Below are 14,438 nucleotides of genomic sequence, written 5' to 3'. Positions count from 1 at the left end.
CGTGGCGACACTTTTTATTGCAGACCTGCATCTGCAAACAGAAGAACCGGCGATCACCGCCGGTTTTCTGCGTTTTTTACAGGGGGAAGCCCGTCAGGCTGACGCCCTGTATATCCTTGGCGATCTGTTCGAGGCGTGGATCGGCGATGACGATCCGAACCCGCTGCATCAGCAAATCGCTGCGGCCATCAAAGCCGTCGTCGACGCCGGCGTACCCTGCTACTTCATCCACGGCAACCGCGATTTTCTCGTCGGTCAGCGCTTCGCCCGCCAGAGCGGCATGATCCTGCTCGCTGAAGAAGAGCGGCTGGATCTCTATGGCCGTGAAGTGTTGATTATGCATGGCGACACTTTATGTACCGACGACCCCGGTTACCTGGCGTTTCGCGCTAAAGTCCATACCCCGTGGATCCAACGTCTGTTTCTCGCCCTGCCGCTGTTTATCCGCCGCCGCATCGCCGCCAAAATGCGCGCCGATAGCAAAGCCGCCAACAGCAGCAAATCGATGGAAATTATGGATGTGAATCCGCAGGCGGTCGTTGACGCGATGGAGCGGCATCAGGTGCAGTGGCTGATTCACGGACATACCCATCGCCCGGCTGTCCATGAACTGCTGGCCAACGGGCAGCCCGCGTGGCGCGTGGTCCTCGGCGCGTGGCACAGCGAAGGGTCAATGGTGAAAGTCAGCGCCGACGGCGTCGAACTCATCTATTTCCCGTTTTAATTTCGCCAACGATTTCCCTGTATTTCCGCCGACGCAACCGTTTTCCTTGCCGGGATATCGTGCTATTCTCTGTGGCCTCTAAAGCAGTGTGAAGCACACCCACAGGAGTTTTCAGACGCATGTCTTCCCGCAATAATCCGGCGCGTATCGCCATCGTGATGGGGTCCAAAAGCGACTGGGCTACCATGCAGTTCGCCGCAGAAATCCTTGATACCCTGAACGTTCCGCACCATGTTGAAGTGGTTTCCGCCCACCGTACGCCCGATAAATTGTTTAGCTTCGCCGAAAGCGCCGAAAGCAACGGTTATCAGGTGATCATCGCCGGTGCGGGCGGCGCGGCGCATTTGCCGGGCATGATTGCAGCGAAAACTCTGGTGCCGGTGCTTGGCGTGCCGGTTCAGAGCGCGGCATTAAGCGGCGTTGACAGCCTCTACTCTATCGTTCAAATGCCCCGCGGAATCCCGGTCGGCACGCTGGCCATCGGCAAAGCCGGCGCCGCTAACGCCGCCCTGCTCGCCGCGCAAATTCTCGCCCAGCATGATGCCGAACTGCACCAGCGTCTGAGCGCCTGGCGTCAGGCGCAAACCGATGAGGTGCTGGATAACCCGGACCCGCGAGGTGCGGCATGAAACAGGTTTGCGTCCTCGGTAACGGACAGTTAGGCCGCATGCTGCGTCAGGCCGGTGAACCACTGGGCATCGCCGTCTGGCCGGTCGGCCTGGAAGCCGACCCGGAAGCGGTGCCATTCCAGCAAAGCGTCATCACCGCTGAAATCGAGCGCTGGCCGGAAACCGCCCTGACCCGCGAACTGGCGCGCCATCCGGCTTTCGTCAACCGCGACGTTTTTCCGATCATCGCCGACCGCCTGACCCAGAAACAGTTGTTCGACAAACTTGGCCTCGCCACCGCGCCGTGGCAACTACTGGCGGATAAAAGCGAGTGGCCCGCCGTGTTTGCCCGTCTGGGCGAACTGGCTATCGTCAAGCGCCGCGTCGGCGGCTACGATGGCCGCGGCCAGTGGCGTCTACGCGAGAACGAAACCGCACAACTGCCGGATGATAATTACGGCGAGTGTATCGTCGAGCAGGGAATTAACTTCTCCGGCGAAGTGTCGCTGGTTGGTGCCCGCGGCCGCGACGGCAGCACGGTGTTTTATCCGCTGACCCGCAACCTGCACCAGGACGGCATTCTGCGCGCCAGCGTCGCCTTCCCGCAGGCCAATGCGCGCCAGCAGGAGCAGGCCGAAAGCATGCTGACGGCGATCATGAACGAGCTCGACTACGTGGGCGTGATGGCCATGGAGTGCTTCGTCACCGCCGAGGGACTGCTGATCAACGAACTGGCGCCGCGCGTGCACAACAGCGGCCACTGGACGCAGAACGGGGCTTCCATTAGCCAGTTTGAACTGCATCTGCGCGCCATTACCGATTTGCCGCTGCCGCCGCCGGTGGTCAACAGCCCATCGGTGATGATCAACCTGATCGGCAGCGATCTGAACTACGACTGGCTGAAACTGCCGCTGGTACATCTGCACTGGTACGACAAAGAAGTTCGTCCGGGGCGTAAAGTCGGGCACCTGAATCTGACCGACAGCGATACCGATCGCCTGAGCGCCACGCTGGAAGCGCTGAAACCGCTCCTGCCAGCCGAATACGCCAGCGGCGTTTTCTGGGCGCAGTCGCAGCTTAATTAAGCCATTCGTGCCGGGGATTTGATCTATCCCCTTCCCCGGCATGCCCTTCGGCGCGTAGAATCCCCACCTCGCAGTAAGCACATCCCGGTTTTAACTCAAAAGGACGACCCATGGAAAATGGGACACACTATCGCGCCATCCTCAGCGCGGATACGCCGCTTATCGACGTCCGCGCGCCGGTGGAATTTCAGCAAAGCGCGATGCCCGCGGCGATTAACCTGCCGCTGATGAACGACGAAGAACGCGCCGCCGTCGGCACCTGTTACAAGCGCCAGGGGCCGGAAGCGGCATTAGCCCTCGGACATAAACTGGTCGATGGCGACCTGCGCGCCAGCCGCCTCAAGGCGTGGCTGTCGGCCTGCGCCCGCTATCCACAGGGCTATCTGTGCTGCGCCCGCGGCGGCCAGCGCTCGCATATCGTGCAGCAGTGGCTGCGTGAAGCAGGCGTCGATTATCCGCTGATTGTCGGCGGCTACAAAGCGCTACGCCAGGCGGCAATACAGGCTACCGAGGAGCTGGTACAGCGCCCTATCGTGCTGATTGGCGGCTGCACCGGCAATGGCAAAACCCAGTTGGTTTGCTCGCGCCCGGACGGTATCGATCTTGAAGGTCACGCCCACCACCGCGGTTCGTCATTTGGCCGTACGTTGCAGCAGCAACACCCGCAGGCGACGTTCGAAAACCATCTGGCGGTCTCCCTGCTTAAAAAGGCTGAACAACAAACACGTTGGGTGCTGGAAGATGAAGGCCATATGATTGGCGCGAACCACCTGCCGGAGTGTCTGCGTATCCGCATGGCGCAATCGCCGCTGGCGGTGGTGGAAGATCCGTTTGACGTTCGTCTGGAGCGACTGCGCGAAGAGTACTTCGATCGTATGCACCGCGACTTTATTGCCGCCTATGGCGAAGAGAAAGGCTGGCAGGAATATAGCGAGTATCTGCATCACGGGCTGTTTGCCATCCGGCGTCGGCTGGGGCTACAGCGCTTTGCTCAGTTAACCGAACTACTCGACGCGGCATTGTTGCAGCAACAGCGTACCGCCAGTACCGAAGCTCACTTCGCCTGGCTGGTCCCGCTGTTAAATGAATACTACGACCCAATGTATCGCTATCAGTTGGGGAAAAAAGCCGGGAAAATTATTTTTCGCGGCAACTGGCAGGAGGTCGCCGCCTGGCTGGCGAAGTAGCTCTCCCAACCAGACGGCTTCCCGGGTAGCGGCTGGCGCCTTACCCGGGCTACCCATGGCACTGGGCCACCCATTGCACTGGATCTGTAGGCCCGCGCAAGCGCAGCGCCGCCGGGCAATATCCGCGGATAAGGAGCCGCTTTTGCGCCGGATGGCGGCTGCGCCTTATCCGGCCTACGGTCCGTGCGGCCTGCCTTTAATTTATTCACCACGCTGACTGAAACTGCCGGTGTTGGTGGCCTCAAAATCGCTGAGACGTTACCGGAAGGCCGGGGCAGCCCGCATGGATGCGGGCTGAGGGCCGTGATTTGCAAGGACGCTGCCTCGGCCCGACCCGAAGCCTGCCGGGATAAGTCGAGGGAACCGCGTAGCGGCGATTTTGGCGGCCAGAGCCCGGGAGTACAGAGGGCGGCGGCGACTGGCCGCCCTTTGTGCGCTCCCTGCGCCACGGAAAACATATTGCAGAAAAATTAACCGGGAGCGCAAGATACTCTGGAGCGAAACGAGATAAACGCTTTTCTCAAGCTAAAAGGTTGCAAACCGTTAACAGTATCTACTCCCGCTTAGCGCAGCGCAAGCCGGGGAAATTACCGGCTTGCGGCGACTCATCGTCAGAAGTCGTAGCGCAGACGCACCAGGTTCATATCGCCCAGATCATCGGTGCTGGAGGTAAACACGTGCTCGTAATCAACACGGAAACCGTAATCCAGCTGGAAGCTAACACCCAAACCGTTATCAATACGCTGGTAGTTGCGGCCATTCACGTACTCCAGACGGTCGCCCATAAAGTACGGCTGAATAGATTTAACAGCGTATTGATTGATCGGGAATTTATAGCCGGCAAAGTATTCAATACCCCAGGCATCGCCGGCGAAGTAATCATGCACATTGGTTTTCTTGGTAGTCAGGAAGTTCTGATACCAGCCGCCGCCGAAGGAGAAGGTCCAGTTATCCGGAGTCCAGCTCAGCGCGGTACCGACAATATTCTGGTCGTAGGTTTTGCTATCGGAGCTTGACGGGTCGCGCATTTCGGCGCGGGTGTAGTTCCACGCGGTACCCCAGGTCAGGTCCTTCATGATGTGGTAATCCACGCCGATAGACCCGCCGCCTTTACGTTTGTAGCGCAGACCATCGCCCGGCAAATACTCGCTATCTTCAAACAGATAGGATCCGTACAGATCGACATCACCGACGGTTTTCTTATATTTCAACATATTGCGTGAACGATAAGAACCATCGTAGTCGCCGTTAATACCGTTACCCGGAGCCTGACCGATCATATCGTAGTCCCAGATATCGGTTTTCACGCCGACGACATCATAGTAAATACTGTTCTGCTGACCGTAGGTTAATGTCCCCCAGGTATCGCTCTTCAGACCGGTATAAAGCATACGGCGGGTGGTATTGTTCGCCCCTTCCGCGTAGTGATTGTCCCAATCGAACAGCGCCGGAATATTCACGCCCAATTCGTAGTAGCTGATCCAGCTAATATCATCAAACAGATAGTAATCAGCCGCAAAGCGGAAACGGGTGCCGCCGTCGAAACCGTTACGCTTGTAGGAACCTTTATCGCCATCGCCGGTCATCATGTTGAACTGCGGACGAATACTACCGCCAACGGTAAAGTTAAGGCGACTTAACGGATCGCCCGCCTGCGGATCTTGTTTCAGCAGCGTAATCTCAGCCTGGGATGCAAAAGAGGTTAACGCTAATGCTGCGCCGATCGAGATCGCCAGCGCTTTTATTTTATGTGCCATGCTTTTTCCTTGAGTAATAAGCAACCTTATATTTGCCAGTTGAATATTAACTGCGAATTAGCACGACGTGTTGTTGGGTTTTTAATGTTTTGTGCGCTTAAAAATCAAGGAATTATCATTTTGTGCCGTTAAAATAAAAGCGCCGCGAAATTGCGCGGCGCTTCATAAAAATGAAATCTATTTACTGGTTAAATTGTCGGAATAACGCTTTTCCTTTTAATAAGCGTAATCCCAACCATCCGCCGCACAACGATAATAATATAGCGCCGGATAATGGCAGCATAACCCACAGCCGCCAGTCCGGCGTCCATGGAAAATCAAACACTTTGGTTTGCAGCATCGCCAGCGCCACCTCGGCGCCAATGGCCGCCACCAGCCCCGACACCACGCCAAGCAGAGCGAACTCCGCCCACAGCGTGGTACGTAGCAAGGTTTTACCGGCCCCCAGCGTCCGCCAGACGACCAGCTCCTGATGCCGCTGACGCATCCCGACCTGCACCTGGGCCAGCAGCAATAGCACGCCGCAGGCGGTGACCAGCACCACCATGACCTCCAGCGCGCGACTTACCTGCGTCAACACCTGGCCTACCTGGCGCAGGATGGCGCCGATATCCAGCAGGCTAACGGTGGGGAACTCGCGGTTAAGCTGGGTCAGCATCGCGTTGCCATTATCCCAGCGGAAGCTGGTGAGCCAGCTTTGTGGCTGCCCATCCAGCGCCCCTGGCGGGAAAATAAAGAAGAAGTTTGGCCGCAGGCTCTCCCAGTCAACTTTGCGCACGCTGGTCACCTTAGCGTTAAATTGCTGAGTGTCGCCGGTAAAGGTGACGCTATCACCGATCCTGACGCCCAACCGCTGCGCCAGCCCCTCTTCAATCGACACCTCGCCTGCCTTCGGCGGCCAACTGCCGGCCACCAGCGGATTATGATCCGGGCGCTGTGCACTCCAGGTGAGATTCAGTTCGCGATTCAGCGCTTCGTCTTTATTCCCTTCCGTCGTCTGACCGTTAATCTGCGTCAGACGCGCGCGTACGATGGGATAAAACTCCGCCGCCCGGGTCTGGTGTTCGGCAAGGAATGTCTTCACCGGCACCACCTGTTCGGGAGCAATATTAATCAGGAAGTAGTTCGGGCTTTCCGGCGGCAGCTGCTGTTGCCAACGCTCAAGCAGATCACCGCGCAGCACCAACAGCAGAGCCAGCAGCATAAACGACAGTGAAAACGCCGCCAGTTGGCTCAGCGTTGACCACGGCTGGCGCAACAGGCGATTCACCGCCAGGCGCAACGGTAACGCTTTCAGCGTTAAGCGCTTGAGCAACCACAGCAAGGCCCAGCCTACCAGCCCGCATAGCAGCGCCAGCACCAAGGCCCCGACCAGCACCGACCACAGCAGCGGGCTACCGCCCATCAGCCATGCCAGTCCGCCGACAACCACCGCGCAAACCACCGGAATATAGTGTTTTAGCGGCCAGACGTTAGCCACCACATCTTGCCGCAATACCCGCAGCGGCAGAGTCGCCAGCAGCAGCCGGTACGGCCGCCAGCCGACCAGCAGCGAAATCACCACCATCGCGCCGATTGCCCACAACCACGGCCAGCCGCTGGCGGGCGGCAGCGCGGCGGGCAGCACCGGTTTAAGCATCAGCAGCAGGGCTTTTTCCAGCAGCAGCCCCATCGCGCCCCCCGCCACCACGGCCAGCACCAGCAACATTAGCCACTGACCGACGATAAGTTTACGTAGCTGCGCCCGCCCGGCGCCCAGCGTCTTAAGGATGGCGACCAAATCGTAGCGGCTGCGGCAGTAATGCCCCATCGCGACCGCTACCGCAGCGACCGCCAGCAGCAACGTTAGTAACGCGGACAGCAGTAAAAATTGCTGCGAGCGCTCCAGCGATTTACCCAACGCGCTATCATCCTGCTCCAGGCCAATCCAGCGATGTTCCGCACCAAGCTTCGGCAGCAGCCACCGCTCGTAGGCCGCCAGCTGTTGTGCGCTACCGGCGAATTTATAGCGCCAGGAGACGCGGCTGCCGGGCTGTACCGCGCCGGTTTTCGCCACGTCGGCGATATTCATCATTAGCCGCGGCGCCATCTGGAAGGGGTTGAATCCGGCGTCCGGCTCTTGAATGACCTCGCCAGCGATGCGCAAGGTGGCGTCGCCAACGTCAATGTTATCGCCGGTTTTCAGGTTCAGTAATGCCATCAGCCTTGGCGCCAGCAGGACGCTGCCGCGCTGCGGTTTTAATCCCGCCGGTGCGGTCTCCAGCGTGCCGTACAGCGGATAAGTATCATCAACCGCCTTCACGTCCGCCAACTGCGGGGTATCTACAGCGAAAGTCATGGTGGCGAAACTCAGCTGTTCGCCGACGGTTAACCCTAGCGTACGCGCCTGGGAGAGCCACTCGGCAGGCACTTCGCGTGAACTGCGCAGGGTGCGATCCCCGGCCATGAATTCGCGGCTTTGCTGGCTAAGCCCTTTTTCCATACGGTCGCTGATTGAGCCCAGCGCCAGCACGCAGGCCACCGCCATGCTTAATGCCAGCCAGACGATGAGCAGCGAAGGCGAGCGCCATTCGCGCCAGAACCAGCGGGCTATCATGCTTCCTCCTGCAGCTTGCCATCCACCAGGCGTAAGCGACGATCGCAGCGCGCCGCCAGCAGCGGATCGTGGGTCACCAGAATCAGCGTGGTGCCGTGTTCGCGGTTAAGCGAGAACAGCAGATCGGCGATTTTATCGCCGGTGTGACGGTCGAGATTGCCGGTCGGCTCATCGGCAAACAGCAGCGCCGGACGGCCGTTAAAGGCGCGGGCCAGCGCCACTCGCTGCTGCTCGCCGCCGGAAAGCTGCGCCGGCAAATGGTGCAGCCGTTTGCCAAGCCCCAGTTGTTCAAGCAGCGCGCGCGCATCGCCACGGCTCTGGCTATCGCTGGCGCCGCGCAGCAATGCCGGCAGCTCGACGTTCTCAAGGGCGTTTAGCGTCGGAATCAACATAAACGATTGAAAGACAAAGCCTACGTGCTTTGCGCGTAGCCTCGCGCGCGCCTCTTCATCCATTTGATGCAGCGGCTGCCCCAGAAGAGACACTTCGCCGCTGCTGCCGTCGTCAAGCCCGGCGAGAATCGCCAGCAGCGTGGATTTCCCGGAACCGGACTCGCCAATCAGGGCGATGGTTTGCGCCGGTTTGACAACCAGCTCAACTCCGGTAAGGATGGACAGCTGATGCTCTCCCTGACCGACGGATTTCTTAAGATGATGAACTTCAAGTATGTTTTCCGCTGGCATTTGCCTTTCCTGTTTATGGTTCTGTTTACCTGCCGCGCGATGGCGGCGGATACGCTGTTAGTGCTTGGCGATAGCCTGAGCGCCGGCTATCGGATGGCGGCGAATACTGCCTGGCCTGCTCTGCTCAATGATAAGTGGCAGGCCAAAACGACGGTGGTCAATGCCAGTATCAGCGGCGATACATCGCAGCAGGGCCTGGCGCGCCTGCCGGCGCTACTGAAGCAGCACCAACCGCGCTGGGTGCTGGTGGAACTGGGCGGCAACGACGGGCTGCGCGGTTTCCCGCCGCAACAAACGGAGCAGACGCTACGCACCGTTATTCAGGATATCAAAGCGGCGAAGGCCCAACCGCTGCTGATGCAAATACGCCTGCCTGCCAACTATGGGCGCCGTTATAATGAAGCCTTTAGCGCGATTTATCCGCAGTTGGCCAAAGAGTTCAATATTCCTCTGCTGCCCTTTTTTATGGAGGAGGTTTATCTCAAGCCACAATGGATGCAGGACGACGGCATTCATCCTAATCGCGATGCGCAACCGTTTATTGCCGACTGGATGGCAACCCGGTTGGCTCCCTTAGTTAATCATGACTCCTGAACGCCGGGAGTCATTCACAGGTAAAGTTATGCAAAAATCGGTTTTAGTTACAGGATGTTCCAGCGGAATTGGCCTCGAAAGCGCGCTCGATTTAAAGCGTCAGGGCTTCCGGGTACTGGCAGCCTGCCGTAAGGGGGATGATGTCGCTCGTATGCAGGAGCTGGGTCTGACCGGTATTTTGCTGGATCTCGATGATCCGCAAAGCGTCGAAAATGCCGCCGCCGAGGTCATCGCGCTGACCGAGAACCGCCTGTATGGCCTGTTCAATAATGCTGGCTACGGCGTCTACGGCCCGCTCACCACCATCAGCCGTCAGCAAATGGAACAGCAGTTTTCCGCCAACTTTTTCGGCGCCCATCAGCTCACCATGCTGCTGCTGCCCGCCATGCAGCCGCACGGTGAAGGCCGCATCGTGATGACCTCTTCGGTGATGGGGCTGATTTCCAGCCCCGGCCGCGGCGCCTACGCCGCCAGTAAATACGCGCTGGAGGCGTGGTCCGATGCGCTGCGCATGGAACTCCGCCACAGTGGCATAAAAGTCAGCCTGATTGAGCCTGGGCCAATCCGCACCCGCTTTACCAACAATGTTAACCAGACCGGCGACAAGACGGTAGAAAACCCCGGTATTGCCGCGCGCTTTACTCTCGGCCCGGAGGCGGTGGTGGAAAAAGTGCGTCACGCCTTCGTCAGCGACAAGCCGAAACTGCGCTATCCGGTGACGCTGGTCACCCACGCGGTAGGCTGGTTAAAACGCCTGCTGCCGGCCCGTGCGATGGACAAAATTATCCAGGGCTGAGTTGAAGCGCTGAATGTCGCCCCCATCTAAAACAGAAATCGACCAACGAGATACGCTCATGTCCGAACAGAATATTGTCAATATTACCGAAGCTAATCTGCAGCAGACGCTGCAGCAATCCATGAACGCGCCGGTGCTGTTTTATTTCTGGTCCGCCCGTAGCCAGCACTGCGAACAACTGACGCCGGTGCTTGAGCGCCTGGCCGCCCAATACCACGGTCAGTTTACGCTGGCGAAGGTAGATTGCGACGCGGAGCAAATGCTGGCTTCGCAGTTTGGTCTGCGCGCGATCCCAACGGTGTATCTTTTCCAGAACGGCCAGCCGGTAGATGGTTTTGAAGGCCCGCAGCCGGAAGAGGCCATCCGCGCCCTGCTGGATAAAGTGCTGCCGCGCGAAGAAGAATTGAAAGCGCAGGAAGCGCTGGCGCTGATGCAGGAAGAAAAATACGCCGACGCGCTGCCGCTGCTGAAAGACGCCTGGCAGTTGTCTAACCAGGATAGCCAGATTGGCCTGCTGCTGGCGGAAACGCTAATTGCCCTGCAGCGTTCCGATGAAGCTGAAAGCGTGCTGAAAACTGTGCCGCTGCAGGATCAGGACACCCGTTATCAGGGGCTGGTGGCGCAGATTGAACTGCTTAAACAAGCGGCTGATACCCCGGAAATCCAGCAACTGCAGCAGCAGGTCGAGCAGAACCCGGACGACGCGGCGCTGGCGTCTCAGCTGGCGTTGCAGCTGCACCAGGTCGGGCGCAACGAAGAAGCGCTGGCGCTGCTGTTCACGCATCTGCAAAAAGATTTAGGCGCCGGCGATGGCCAGGTGCGCAAAATGCTGCAGGAGATCCTCGCGGCGCTCGGCACCGGCGACGCCCTGGCGGCGAAATACCGCCGCCAGCTGTATTCATTGCTGTATTAATCAGAGGCGCTGATCCGGATAGCGCTACGCTTATCCGGGCTACAGATTACGCCGTGGTAGCCCGGGTAAGGCGTAAGCCGCTACCCGGGAATACTTACGGGCGCTTTTTCAACTGCGTCACAACCAATTGATGGCGGGCATTGAAGAACTTCCGGTAGGTCAGATAGCCAGCGATAATCGTCGACAGGCTGGCGGTCGATAGCAACATAAACGTGACCATAATCTGATACTTAATCGCCTTCACCGGATCTATCCCGGCGAAAATCAACCCCGACATCATGCCCGGCAAACTCACCAGCCCGACCGTTTTCGCCGAATCTACCGTGGGAATCAACGATGCGCGTATGCTATCGCGGATCAGCCGCGCGGAGGCCATCTTCGGCGTCGCGCCAAGACTTAGCTTCTCCTGAATCTGCTGCTGCTCGCTGTTAAAACGCTGGCCCATATTGTTGTAGCACAGCCCTACCGCCACCATGGCGTTACCGGCCACCATGCCGGCAATCGGAATAACCTGCATCGGCACAAAGGCGATCGACCCCGAGAAGACCAGCACCGCCAGGGTTAGTCCGGCGCCGGTGGTAATAGCGATAAACGATGAAACAAAAGCTTTATCGATATATTTACTGCGCTTCTTCGCATTCCACGCCGCGTTAAAGCAGATAAACAGCACCATCAATAGCGTCAACACCGCATGATTGACGTTAAAGATATATTTCAGCACGTAGCCGACGATAATCAATTGCACTATCGCCCGGCAAATACTCCAGATGATATCTTTTTCCAGCGCCAATTTTTCCCGATAGCTGACGACGATTGCCACCAGCACCAGCACCATCGAGAGCGCCAGCGATTCGTTAGTAATATTATGCCCGTTCATTTTTTACCTCCTGCATTTTCCCACCGGCAGGCTGTAGCGTGATCACTTCATCAGCATGGGCAATTTCGTTCTGGTCGTGAGTGACCCACAGAATGGCCATCCCTTTTTCCGTCGCGTAGCGATGAATAATCTCGTTAACGTTGCGCTTATTACTTTCATCCAGCGCGCTGGTAATTTCATCAAGCAGCAGAACCTGCGGTAGAAACTGCAAATTACGAATGAGCGAGACCCGCTGTTTTTCACCGCCAGAAAGCTCATTAATGGATTTCTCCAGCGTATTATCCGCCAGCCCGAAGCGTTCGAGATCGGCAACCAGCGCTTTAGGATCCGGCTGTTTGTTGCGGATCTGCCATGGGAAGACCAGGTTGTCATAGACCGAATCGCCAAATAGCGCCGGGGTTTGCGCGCAATAAGAAACCTGCTGGCGATAGTTTTCCGGCGACAGCGTGGCGATATCTTTATCGTTGAAAAAAATCTCTCCGCTGGTCGGGCTCAGCAGCGAGGCGATAATTTTCAGCAGCGTACTTTTGCCGCATCCGGATGGCCCGGTAATCAACTTAAATTCCCCGGCCGCAATCCGGAGATCGATATTATTCAGGATGACCGCGTCGTCGGTTTTAAAACCGACGCCCTCGAGGCGCAAAATCGCGTTATTTTCCTTCATTATATGTCCAGTTTATTTCCTAAAACGCAGACAGTTTACTCCAGTTTTCTTTCACCGGAACAAGGAGAAAGTTATACTCTGTTTAAACATGCGCCATTTCGCTGCGGCGCCCATCAGGCAACAAGACAGGAGGTTTTTGATGCTGATTTTTATCCCCGTTCTTATTTTTGTCGCACTGGTCATTGTGGGGGCGGCAGTAAAAATCGTGCCGCAGGGATATCAATGGACCGTCGAACGCTTTGGCCGCTACACGCAGACGCTGCAGCCGGGTTTAAGTTTAGTAGTGCCGTTTATGGACCGCATCGGCCGTAAAGTGAACATGATGGAGCAGGTGCTGGATATCCCTTCGCAGGAAGTCATCTCTCGCGATAACGCCAACGTCACTATTGACGCCGTCTGCTTCATTCAGGTGATCGATGCGCCAAAAGCCGCCTATGAAGTCAGCAATCTTGAGCTGGCGATCGTCAATCTGACGATGACCAATATTCGTACCGTACTCGGCTCGATGGAGCTGGATGAAATGCTCTCCCAGCGCGATAGCATTAACACCCGCCTGCTGCATATCGTCGACGACGCCACCAATCCGTGGGGGGTGAAAATCACCCGCGTCGAAATCCGCGACGTTCGCCCGCCAGCGGAGCTTATCTCCTCAATGAACGCCCAGATGAAAGCCGAGCGAACCAAACGCGCCTATATCCTTGAGGCTGAAGGGGTGCGCCAGGCGGAAATTCTCAAAGCCGAAGGCGAAAAGCAGTCGCAGATCCTCAAAGCCGAAGGCGAACGTCAGTCTGCCTTCCTGCAAGCGGAAGCCCGCGAACGTTCCGCCGAAGCGGAAGCCCGCGCCACCCAGATGGTCTCATCGGCAATCGCTTCAGGCGATATTCAGGCGATTAACTACTTCGTGGCGCAGAAATATACCGACGCGCTGCAGCAGATTGGCGCCGCCAACAACAGCAAAGTGGTGTTGATGCCGCTGGATGCCAGCAGCCTGATGGGCTCGATAGCCGGGATCGGCGAACTGCTGAAAGAGAGTAGCGCCGAGCGGAAAAAATCATGATCGCCCTGATCCTCGCCCATCCGCATATTTTCTGGCTGACTCTCGGCGGGCTGTTGCTGGCGGCGGAGATGCTCGGCAGCAACGGCTACCTGCTGTGGAGCGGCGTAGCTGGCGTCGTCACCGGCCTGCTGACCTGGGCTATTCCACTCAGTTGGGAATGGCAAGGGACGCTGTTTGCCGTCCTTACCCTGCTGGCGGCGTGGCTGTGGTCAAAATGGCTGCGTAAACGCATGAGGCAGCAGCGCCCCGCCGACGCACAGCTTAACCAGCGCGGCCAGCAGCTGGTTGGTCGCCGTTTTACTCTCGACAGCGCGCTGGAAAACGGCCGCGGCCACGTCCGCGTCGGCGATAGCTCCTGGCCGGTGCTTGCCGATGAAGACCTCGCGGCGGGCAGCAAGGTGGAGGTGGTCGCCGTAGAAGGGATTACCTTGCGGGTAAGAGCCGCCGTCCGCTAAGCCTGCGCTTTGCGGTGACAACAGCCGGAAAGATTATCAATAATCGGGCAATCCGCGCTCTCATCGCCGGGGCAGGCGTCCGCCAGCGCCAGCAGATGCGCACGCATGTTTTGCAACTCGCGGATATGGTTCTCAATATCCGCGACTTTCTCCAGCGTTCGTTTTTTCACATCGGCGCTGTGCCGCGACGGATCGTTGAATAACGTCACCAGCTCGCGGCACTCTTCCAGGTTAAATCCCACCTGCCGCGCCTGACGCAGCAGCGTCAGTTCATCAAGGTGCTTCTGAGTGTAGGTACGGTAGCCGTTATCGCTGCGCAGCGGCGCCGTCACCAGCCCTTTCTCTTCGTAAAAACGAATCGCTTTGCTGGTTAAACCGGTTTTTTTCGCCACATCGCTAATATTCATTTTTCCCCCTTGACCTTCCCCTTGCTGGAAGGTTT

15 protein-coding genes are annotated in these 14,438 nt (G+C 57.8%); 9 read left to right on the top strand and 6 right to left on the bottom strand.

The annotated features are described in order from the left end of the window. Position 1: 1 nt before the first annotated feature. The 4 genes from lpxH to mnmH all read left to right on the top strand — a co-directional run bounded on the left by lpxH (position 2) and on the right by mnmH (position 3,604). Positions 2-724: a UDP-2,3-diacylglucosamine diphosphatase gene (gene lpxH, locus ABLU86_RS01365; RefSeq protein WP_348796360.1), complete on the top strand. Its 723-nt coding sequence runs from the start codon at positions 2-4 to the stop codon at positions 722-724. A 119-nt stretch (positions 725-843) separates the two neighbouring features. After that, the gene (gene purE, locus ABLU86_RS01360) at positions 844-1,353 is read left to right on the top strand and encodes a 5-(carboxyamino)imidazole ribonucleotide mutase (protein ID WP_015367880.1); all 510 of its coding nucleotides are present in this window, start codon (positions 844-846) and stop codon (positions 1,351-1,353) included. Next, the gene (purK, locus tag ABLU86_RS01355) at positions 1,350-2,417 is read left to right on the top strand and encodes a 5-(carboxyamino)imidazole ribonucleotide synthase (RefSeq protein ID WP_045361872.1); all 1,068 of its coding nucleotides are present in this window, start codon (positions 1,350-1,352) and stop codon (positions 2,415-2,417) included. Before purE ends, purK begins: the two co-directional genes overlap by 4 nt. Before the next feature lie 110 nt (positions 2,418-2,527). Continuing rightward, positions 2,528-3,604 (top strand): tRNA 2-selenouridine(34) synthase MnmH, encoded by a 1,077-nt coding sequence (mnmH, locus tag ABLU86_RS01350; RefSeq protein ID WP_047076204.1) that lies wholly within the window; start codon positions 2,528-2,530, stop codon positions 3,602-3,604. 611 nt (positions 3,605-4,215) lie between these two features. On the opposite strand, the gene ABLU86_RS01345 is transcribed toward mnmH, so the two are convergent. The 3 genes from ABLU86_RS01345 to ybbA form a co-directional block, all read right to left on the bottom strand. Then, positions 4,216-5,361 carry a porin gene (locus tag ABLU86_RS01345; RefSeq protein ID WP_015367884.1) on the bottom strand — a complete coding sequence of 382 codons (1,146 nt, stop codon included), beginning with the start codon at positions 5,359-5,361 and terminating at the stop codon, positions 4,216-4,218. 181 nt (positions 5,362-5,542) lie between these two features. Then, on the bottom strand, positions 5,543-7,957 hold the full coding sequence (gene ybbP / locus ABLU86_RS01340; protein ID WP_047464922.1) for a putative ABC transporter permease subunit YbbP: 2,415 nt from the start codon (positions 7,955-7,957) through the stop codon (positions 5,543-5,545). Continuing rightward, positions 7,954-8,640, bottom strand: coding sequence for a putative ABC transporter ATP-binding protein YbbA (gene ybbA, locus ABLU86_RS01335; protein ID WP_015367886.1), 687 nt, complete (start codon positions 8,638-8,640; stop codon positions 7,954-7,956). The genes ybbP and ybbA overlap by 4 nt, the downstream gene beginning before the upstream one ends. Between ybbA and tesA the strand changes: the two genes are divergently transcribed. From tesA to ABLU86_RS01320, 3 genes are read left to right on the top strand one after another with little or no spacing between them, the layout of a single operon-like run. Then, complete coding sequence (gene tesA / locus ABLU86_RS01330) at positions 8,611-9,234, top strand: multifunctional acyl-CoA thioesterase I/protease I/lysophospholipase L1 (RefSeq protein ID WP_048228463.1); 624 nt, start codon at positions 8,611-8,613, stop codon at positions 9,232-9,234. The two genes, ybbA and tesA, sit on opposite strands and share 30 nt — an antisense overlap. Continuing rightward, entirely contained in the window at positions 9,224-10,030 is an 807-nt protein-coding gene (locus ABLU86_RS01325; protein WP_162182302.1) for an SDR family oxidoreductase, read from the top strand. Before tesA ends, ABLU86_RS01325 begins: the two co-directional genes overlap by 11 nt. A gap of 58 nt (positions 10,031-10,088) precedes the next feature. Continuing rightward, entirely contained in the window at positions 10,089-10,943 is an 855-nt protein-coding gene (locus ABLU86_RS01320; protein WP_015367889.1) for a co-chaperone YbbN, read from the top strand. Positions 10,944-11,037: 94 nt separating this feature from the next. Here the strand turns inward: ABLU86_RS01320 and fetB are convergent, their stop codons facing one another. Then, positions 11,038-11,820 carry an iron export ABC transporter permease subunit FetB gene (gene fetB, locus ABLU86_RS01315; RefSeq protein WP_015367890.1) on the bottom strand — a complete coding sequence of 261 codons (783 nt, stop codon included), beginning with the start codon at positions 11,818-11,820 and terminating at the stop codon, positions 11,038-11,040. Further along, positions 11,807-12,484, bottom strand: coding sequence for an iron ABC transporter ATP-binding protein FetA (fetA, locus tag ABLU86_RS01310; protein ID WP_032707561.1), 678 nt, complete (start codon positions 12,482-12,484; stop codon positions 11,807-11,809). The genes fetB and fetA overlap by 14 nt, the downstream gene beginning before the upstream one ends. Before the next feature lie 139 nt (positions 12,485-12,623). Between fetA and ABLU86_RS01305 the strand changes: the two genes are divergently transcribed. Both ABLU86_RS01305 and ABLU86_RS01300 read left to right on the top strand, forming a co-directional pair. Next, positions 12,624-13,541 (top strand): SPFH domain-containing protein, encoded by a 918-nt coding sequence (locus ABLU86_RS01305; RefSeq protein ID WP_020079443.1) that lies wholly within the window; start codon positions 12,624-12,626, stop codon positions 13,539-13,541. After that, a complete protein-coding gene (locus ABLU86_RS01300; RefSeq protein ID WP_015367893.1) occupies positions 13,538-13,996 on the top strand; it encodes an NfeD family protein in 459 nt (152 codons plus the stop codon). The genes ABLU86_RS01305 and ABLU86_RS01300 overlap by 4 nt, the downstream gene beginning before the upstream one ends. Here the strand turns inward: ABLU86_RS01300 and cueR are convergent. Then, complete coding sequence (gene cueR / locus ABLU86_RS01295) at positions 13,993-14,403, bottom strand: Cu(I)-responsive transcriptional regulator (protein WP_015367894.1); 411 nt, start codon at positions 14,401-14,403, stop codon at positions 13,993-13,995. The genes ABLU86_RS01300 and cueR overlap by 4 nt on opposite strands. Positions 14,404-14,438: the final 35 nt, after the last annotated feature.

Source organism: Klebsiella sp. JN_Kp121 (genome assembly GCF_040062145.1).
Lineage (GTDB): Bacteria > Pseudomonadota > Gammaproteobacteria > Enterobacterales > Enterobacteriaceae > Klebsiella > Klebsiella aerogenes.
The sequence above is the reverse complement of the archived record's forward strand: the minus strand, read 5'-3'. Positions and strand labels throughout refer to the sequence as shown.

Coding starts and splice junctions, on each gene's coding strand:
- purE (WP_015367880.1), top strand. CDS start 844: ATGTCTTCCCGCAATAATCCGGCGCGTATCGCCATCGTGATGGGGTCC.
- purK (WP_045361872.1), top strand. CDS start 1,350: ATGAAACAGGTTTGCGTCCTCGGTAACGGACAGTTAGGCCGCATGCTG.
- mnmH (WP_047076204.1), top strand. CDS start 2,528: ATGGAAAATGGGACACACTATCGCGCCATCCTCAGCGCGGATACGCCG.
- ABLU86_RS01345 (WP_015367884.1), bottom strand. CDS start 5,361: ATGGCACATAAAATAAAAGCGCTGGCGATCTCGATCGGCGCAGCATTA.
- ybbP (WP_047464922.1), bottom strand. CDS start 7,957: ATGATAGCCCGCTGGTTCTGGCGCGAATGGCGCTCGCCTTCGCTGCTC.
- tesA (WP_048228463.1), top strand. CDS start 8,611: ATGAACTTCAAGTATGTTTTCCGCTGGCATTTGCCTTTCCTGTTTATG.
- ybbA (WP_015367886.1), bottom strand. CDS start 8,640: ATGCCAGCGGAAAACATACTTGAAGTTCATCATCTTAAGAAATCCGTC.
- ABLU86_RS01325 (WP_162182302.1), top strand. CDS start 9,224: ATGACTCCTGAACGCCGGGAGTCATTCACAGGTAAAGTTATGCAAAAA.
- ABLU86_RS01320 (WP_015367889.1), top strand. CDS start 10,089: ATGTCCGAACAGAATATTGTCAATATTACCGAAGCTAATCTGCAGCAG.
- fetB (WP_015367890.1), bottom strand. CDS start 11,820: ATGAACGGGCATAATATTACTAACGAATCGCTGGCGCTCTCGATGGTG.
- fetA (WP_032707561.1), bottom strand. CDS start 12,484: ATGAAGGAAAATAACGCGATTTTGCGCCTCGAGGGCGTCGGTTTTAAA.
- ABLU86_RS01305 (WP_020079443.1), top strand. CDS start 12,624: ATGCTGATTTTTATCCCCGTTCTTATTTTTGTCGCACTGGTCATTGTG.
- ABLU86_RS01300 (WP_015367893.1), top strand. CDS start 13,538: ATGATCGCCCTGATCCTCGCCCATCCGCATATTTTCTGGCTGACTCTC.
- cueR (WP_015367894.1), bottom strand. CDS start 14,403: ATGAATATTAGCGATGTGGCGAAAAAAACCGGTTTAACCAGCAAAGCG.